The sequence below is a fragment of the Herbiconiux sp. genome (assembly GCF_023264895.1).
Taxonomy (GTDB): domain Bacteria; phylum Actinomycetota; class Actinomycetes; order Actinomycetales; family Microbacteriaceae; genus Herbiconiux.
Genome location: NZ_JAHFUY010000143.1, coordinates 1 through 6,663, shown reverse-complemented (window position 1 = coordinate 6,663; position 6,663 = coordinate 1). Strand labels below are relative to the sequence as shown.

General features: G+C 70.5%; 5 protein-coding genes and 1 pseudogene. All 6 read left to right on the top strand.

Going from position 1 to position 6,663, the window contains the following annotated elements; translation table 11 throughout:
- The coding region (locus Q0D57_RS18800; protein WP_291046917.1) for an amidohydrolase family protein at window positions 1-600 on the top strand (600 nt) is incomplete at its 5' end.
- The gene (locus tag Q0D57_RS18795; RefSeq protein WP_291046915.1) at window positions 600-1,130 is read left to right on the top strand and encodes a hypothetical protein; all 531 of its coding nucleotides are present in this window, start codon (window positions 600-602) and stop codon (window positions 1,128-1,130) included. The genes Q0D57_RS18800 and Q0D57_RS18795, both read left to right, overlap by 1 nt.
- A complete protein-coding gene (gene carA / locus Q0D57_RS18790) occupies window positions 1,127-2,290 on the top strand; it encodes a glutamine-hydrolyzing carbamoyl-phosphate synthase small subunit (RefSeq protein ID WP_291046914.1) in 1,164 nt (387 codons plus the stop codon). Before Q0D57_RS18795 ends, carA begins: the two co-directional genes overlap by 4 nt.
- Window positions 2,290-5,571 (top strand): carbamoyl-phosphate synthase large subunit, encoded by a 3,282-nt coding sequence (gene carB / locus Q0D57_RS18785; RefSeq protein ID WP_291046913.1) that lies wholly within the window; start codon window positions 2,290-2,292, stop codon window positions 5,569-5,571. Before carA ends, carB begins: the two co-directional genes overlap by 1 nt.
- On the top strand, window positions 5,568-6,470 hold the full coding sequence (pyrF, locus tag Q0D57_RS18780; RefSeq protein ID WP_291046911.1) for an orotidine-5'-phosphate decarboxylase: 903 nt from the start codon (window positions 5,568-5,570) through the stop codon (window positions 6,468-6,470). Before carB ends, pyrF begins: the two co-directional genes overlap by 4 nt.
- A pseudogene (locus Q0D57_RS18775) lies at window positions 6,467-6,663 on the top strand (guanylate kinase); the annotation flags it as partial. The gene pyrF and the pseudogene Q0D57_RS18775, both read left to right, overlap by 4 nt.

Sequence of the window (6,663 nt, the reverse complement as noted above, 5' to 3'; positions counted from 1 at the left end):
ATCCAGGTGACCGCCGAGGCGACCCCGCACCACCTGCTCCTCACCGAGGAGCTCATCCGGAGCTACGACGCACGATACAAGGTGAACCCGCCGCTCCGGCGGGACGAGGACGTGCGGGCGCTCCGCCAGGGCGTCGCCGACGGCACGATCGACTGCATCGCCACCGATCACGCGCCCCACCCGCGCGAGAGCAAGGAATGCGAATGGGACGCCGCGGCGTTCGGCATGGTCGGGCTCGAGAGCGCGCTCCCGGTGGTGCAGACCGCGCTCGTCGACACCGGGCTCCTCGACTGGGCGGGCGTGGCCCGCGTGCTCTCCACGGCCCCGGCGCGGATCGGCCGCCTCGACGACCACAGCCATTCCTTCGAGGACGGCGCGCCCGCCAACCTCACCCTCGTCGACCCGTCGGCTTCGAGCAGCTTCGCTCTCGACCGCCTGCACGGCCGCAGCACGAACACCCCCTACGAGGGCGTGACGCTCTCGGGCTCGGTGCGCTGGACCTTCCACCACGGCTACCCGACCCTTCGCGACGGCGTGCTCGCACCGGTGGACGAGACGGCCGGCCGAACAGCCGGCGATCCCGCGCGGGAGGTGCGCTGATGGAACGACTCCTCTGGGGTGCCATCGTCACGGCGCTCGGCCTCGCCATCCTCCTCACCATGGTGCTCGCCTGGCGCGCCCGCAAGCGCCGCCAGGCCGCCTTCGGCGCGCCCGCGACCGGCGGGGAGGGCTCAGGTGCCGAGCGCGGCGCAGCCCTCGTCGAGAGCGCGGTGCTCTACGTCGCCACGACCCTCGCCGGCCAGCCTCTCGAGCGCCTCACCATCCCCGGCCTCGCCTTCCGCGGTCGCGGCATCGCCTCCGTGTTCGGCGGCGGCGTCGCGATCGCCATCCCGGGGGAGCCGGAGACCTTCATCCCGGCCACCCGCATCCGTTCGATCGGCACCTCCACCTGGGCCATCGACCGCGTCGTCGAGTCCGGGGGCCTCGTGCGCCTGGACTGGACCTACGACTCCGCCACCGGCCCCGTCGACGTCGAGAGCTACCTCCGGCCGACGCAGCTGGGCGACTCGACCACTCTGATCGACTCCACGAACTCGATCATCCCGCAACAGGAAGGACCCTCGTCGTGATCACCACCGAACCCGCCGTACTCGTGCTGGAAGACGGACGACGCTACGAGGGCCGTGCCTACGGCGCGCGCGGCCGCACCCTCGGCGAGGCCGTCTTCGCCACCGGCATGACGGGCTACCAGGAGACCCTGACCGACCCCTCCTACGCCGGCCAGATCGTCATGCAGACGGCCCCGCACATCGGCAACACCGGAGTCAACGACACCGACAAGGAGTCGTCGAAGATCTGGGTCGCCGGCTACGTCGTGCGCGACCCCTCGCGCGTCGTATCGAACTTCCGGGCCCAGCGCTCGCTCGACGACGACCTCGAGACCGACGGCGTGGTGGGCATCTCGGGCATCGACACCCGTGCCGTCACCCGCCACCTCCGGAGCCTCGGCGCCATGCGCGCCGGCATCTTCTCCGGCGCGGAGTACGAGCTGAGCGCCACCGAGCAGCTGAACGCCGTGCGCTCGGGCGCCGAGATGGCCGGGCAGAAGCTCTCGACCGTGGTGTCGACCCCCGAGCGCTACCAGGTGCCCGCGGTCGGCGAGCGGATCGGCTCCGTCGCCGTGCTCGACCTCGGCGTGAAGACCTCGACCCTCAACTACCTCTCCGCACGCGGCTTCGACGTGGAGGTGCTGCCCGAGTCCATCACGGCCGACGAGGTGCGCGCCCTCGAGCCCGACTCGCTCTTCTACTCCAACGGCCCCGGCGACCCGGAGGCCTCCGAGACCCACGTGGAGCTGCTGCAGGATCTGCTCCGCGGCGGCATGCCCTACTTCGGCATCTGCTTCGGCAACCAGCTGCTCGGCCGTGCCCTCGGCTTCGGCACCTACAAGCTGCCCTTCGGCCACCGCGGGATCAACCAGCCCGTGCTCGACAAGGTCACCGGCCGGGTCGAGATCACGAGCCAGAACCACGGCTTCGCGGTCGACGCGCCCCGCGAGGGCATCGTCGACTCACCCGCAGGCTTCGGCCGGGTGGAGGTCAGCCACGTGAGCCTCAACGACGACGTGGTGGAGGGCATCCGCTGCCTCGACCTCGACGCGTTCTCGGTGCAGTACCACCCCGAGGCCGCGGCCGGCCCGCACGACTCCATGTACCTGTTCGACCGCTTCCGCGACATGATCCTCGCCAAGAAGAGCACCCCCGCACTCTCTGAAGGAGACGACCAGTAATGCCCAAGAGAGACGACATCACGAGTGTCCTCGTCATCGGATCCGGCCCGATCGTCATCGGTCAGGCCGTCGAGTTCGACTACTCGGGCACCCAGGCCTGCCGCGTGCTCCGCGAGGAGGGCGTGCGCGTCATCCTGGTGAACTCGAACCCGGCCACGATCATGACCGACCCCGACTTCGCCGACGCCACCTACGTCGAGCCCATCACCTGGCAGGTCATCGAGGCCATCATCGCCAAGGAGAAGCCGGATGCGATCCTGCCGACCCTGGGCGGCCAGACGGCTCTGAACGCCGCCATCCAGCTGCACGAGCACGGCATCCTGGAGAAGTACGACGTCGAGCTGATCGGCGCGAACTTCGAGGCCATCAACAAGGGCGAGGACCGGCAGATCTTCAAGGAGCTGGTTCTGCAGTGCGGTGCCGACGTGGCCCGCTCGCACATCGCCCACACGGTCGAGGAGGCCGTGGGCTTCGCCGAAGATCTCGGCTATCCGCTCGTGGTGCGTCCCTCGTTCACCATGGGCGGCCTCGGATCGGGCTTCGCCTACACCGAGCAGGAGCTCCGCCGGATCGTCGGCGACGGCCTGCACCAGAGCCCCACCACCGAGGTGCTCCTCGAGGAGTCGATCCTCGGCTGGAAGGAGTACGAGCTCGAGCTCATGCGCGACACCGCCGACAACACGGTGGTCGTCTGCTCGATCGAGAACGTCGACCCCGTCGGCGTGCACACGGGCGACTCCATCACGGTGGCGCCCGCGCTCACCCTGACCGATCGCGAGTACCAGAAGCTCCGCAACATCGGCATCGACATCATCCGCGCCGTGGGCGTCGACACCGGCGGCTGCAACATCCAGTTCGCCGTCGACCCGGCCAACGGCCGCATCATCGTGATCGAGATGAACCCGCGCGTCTCCCGCTCGAGTGCACTCGCGTCGAAGGCCACGGGCTTCCCGATCGCCAAGATCGCCGCGAAGCTCGCCATCGGCTACCGCCTCGACGAGATCCCCAACGACATCACCAAGGTGACCCCCGCATCCTTCGAGCCCACGCTCGACTACGTCGTGGTGAAGGTGCCCCGGTTCGCGTTCGAGAAGTTCCCGGCCGCCGACCCCACCCTCACGACCACCATGAAGTCGGTGGGCGAGGCGATGGCGATCGGCCGCAACTTCACGCAGGCGCTGCAGAAGTCGCTGCGGTCGCTCGAGAAGCGCGGATCCTCGTTCCACTGGGAGGGCGAGCCCGGCGACAAGGACGAGCTGCTCGCGATCGCCGCGGTGCCCACCGACGGTCGCATCATCACCGTGCAGCAGGCGCTCCGCGCGGGGGCGACGAACGAGGAGGTCTTCGAGGCCACCAAGATCGACCCCTGGTTCATCGACCAGATCGTGCTCATCAACGAGGTCGCCGAGGCCATCGCCGCGTCGGAGAACGCCGACCACGCGATGTTCACGCTCGCCAAGGAGCACGGCTTCTCGGATGCCCAGATCGCGACCCTCCGCGGGTTCGGTGAGAAGGAGGTGCGCGAGGTCCGCCACATCCTCGGCATCCGCCCCGTCTACAAGACCGTCGACACCTGCGCGGGCGAGTTCCCGGCGCTCACTCCCTACCACTACTCCAGTTACGACCTCGAGACCGAGGTCGCGCCCTCCGACGCCCGCAAGGTCGTCATCCTCGGCTCCGGCCCGAACCGGATCGGCCAGGGCGTGGAGTTCGACTACTCCTGCGTGCACGCCTCGTTCGCCCTGCACGACGCCGGGTTCGAGACGATCATGATCAACTGCAACCCCGAGACGGTCTCGACCGACTACGACACGAGCGACCGGCTCTACTTCGAGCCGCTCACGCTCGAGGACGTGCTCGAGGTCATCCACGCCGAGTCGCAGTCCGGTGAGCTCGTGGGCGTCGTGGTGCAGCTCGGCGGCCAGACCGCACTCGGGCTCGCGAAGGGCCTCGAGGAGGCCGGCGTGCCGATCCTCGGCACCACGCCCTCCGCCATCGACCTCGCCGAGGAGCGGGGACTCTTCTCCGGCATCCTCGACGCCGCGGGGCTGCTCGCGCCGAAGAACGGCATCGCCACCGACTACGAGTCGGCCGTGGCCGTGGCCGAGGAGATCGGCTTCCCCGTGCTCGTCCGCCCCTCCTACGTGCTCGGCGGCCGGGGGATGGAGATCGTCTACGACGCCGCCTCCCTCGCCGACTACTTCGAGCGGATCGCGGGCCAGGGCATGGTCGGCCAGGCCAACCCGCTGCTCGTCGACCGGTTCCTCGACGACGCGATCGAGATCGACGTCGACGCGCTCTACGACGGGCACGAGCTCTACATCGGCGGCATCATGGAGCACCTCGAGGAGGCCGGCATCCACTCCGGCGACTCGAGCTGCTCCCTGCCGCCCGTGACCCTCGGCCGCGCCCAGATCGATCGCGTGCGGGAGGCCACCCTGGCCATCGCGCAGGGCATCGGCGTGCGGGGCCTGCTCAACGTGCAGTTCGCCATCGGCGCCGGCATCCTCTACGTGCTCGAGGCCAACCCGCGGGCCTCCCGCACGGTGCCGTTCGTCTCGAAGGCCCTCGGCATCCCGCTCGCCAAGGCCGCCTCGCGGCTCATGGTGGGCACCTCGATCGCCGCGCTCAAGGAGGAGGGGATGCTCCCCGTGCAGGACGGCTCCGTCGTGCCGCTGGACTCCCCGGTCGCCGTCAAGGAGGCCGTGCTGCCGTTCAAGCGGTTCCGCACCAAGGAGGGGCTCATCGTCGACTCGGTGCTCGGCCCGGAGATGCGCTCGACCGGCGAGGTCATGGGCATCGACCGCGATTTCCCGCGCGCCTTCGCGAAGAGCCAGGATGCCGCCTACGGCGGGATGCCCACGTCGGGCACCGTGTTCGTCTCGGTCTCGGACCGCGACAAGCGCGCCATCGTGCTCCCGGTGCTCCGGCTGCAGCAGCTCGGCTTCGAGATCCTCGCCACCGAGGGCACCGCCGAGGTGCTCAACCGCAACGGCATCCACGCCAGGATCGTGGCCAAGTTCTCCGATGAGGGGGAGGGCGAGACCGTCGTCGACCTCATCAACAACGGCTCGGTCGACATCGTGATCAACACCCCCAGCGGCCGCTCGGCGCGCGTCGACGGGTACGAGATCCGCGCCGCCGCCGTGGCCGCCGACAAGCCGCTGTTCACCACGATCGCGCAGCTCGGTGCGGCCGTGGCCTCGTTCGACGCGCTCAAGGACGGCTTCGAGGTCACGTCGCTGCAGGAGTACGCCCTGGCGCGGAGCGCGCGCGGATGAGCGACTCCTCCTCGGGCGGCTCCTCCTCGGGCGCCTCCACCTTCGGGGCCAGGCTGGATGCGGCCTTCGGCGCGCAGGGCCATCTCTGCGTGGGCATCGATCCGCATCCGTACCTCGTCGACGCCTGGGGCTACACGCCCGACGCCGAGGGTGCGCGCGACTTCGGCCTCACGGTGATCGACGCGGTGGCGGCCTCGGGTCGCGCCGGCATCGTGAAGCCGCAGGTGGCGTTCTTCGAGTCGCACGGATCAGCCGGCTTCGCGGCGCTCGAGGACGTGCTCGCGGCGGCCAGGGCCGCCGGGCTGCTCGTGATCGGCGACGCGAAGCGCGGCGACATCGGCTCCACGAACGACGGCTACGCCGCCGCCTGGCTGCGAGCCGGCTCGCCCCTCGAGGTCGACGCGCTCACCGTGACGGCGTTCACGGGCGTGGGCGCCCTCTCGGGCCTGTTCGACGCGGCGGAGGCCGCCGGCAAGGGCGTCTTCGTGCTGAGCGCCACCTCCAACCCCGAGTCGCGCGCGCTCCAGACGGCGCGGTCCGAGTCCGGATCGAGCGTCTCGCGGATCGTGGCCGACGAGGTCGCCGCGCGCAACACCGACCGCACCCGCCTCGGCGACTTCGGGCTCGTGCTCGGCGCCACCAAGCGCCTCGACGAGTACGGCTTCACGGCCGAGTCGCTCCGCGGCCTCTCCACCACCCCCGTGCTCGCACCGGGCTTCGGCTTCCAGGGCGCCGAGTTCTCGGCGATCCCGCACGTGTTCGGCCCGCTCGCCCCCGACGTGATCGTCGCGGTCTCCCGCTCCATCCTGGAGAAGGGCTCCCGCGGCACGCTCGGCACCGCCGCCCTCGCCGACGCCGTCACGGCCGAGGCCGACGCCCTCGCGGAGGTGATCGCGTGAAGCCGCCCGAGGTCGACCGCGCCGCCGCCTCCCGCGCCGCCGTGGCCGCCCGCCGTGCGCGGGCCGCGATCAAGCGCGCCGTCAACGAGCGCCGGCTGAGCGCCGTCTCGGTGATCGACAACGCGCTCCGCAGCACCGAGAGCATCGAGGCCACGATGCGCGTGCGCGAGCTGCTGCAGAGCATCCCCGGCCT

Coding starts and splice junctions, on each gene's coding strand:
- Q0D57_RS18795 (WP_291046915.1), top strand. CDS start 600: ATGGAACGACTCCTCTGGGGTGCCATCGTCACGGCGCTCGGCCTCGCC.
- carB (WP_291046913.1), top strand. CDS start 2,290: ATGCCCAAGAGAGACGACATCACGAGTGTCCTCGTCATCGGATCCGGC.
- pyrF (WP_291046911.1), top strand. CDS start 5,568: ATGAGCGACTCCTCCTCGGGCGGCTCCTCCTCGGGCGCCTCCACCTTC.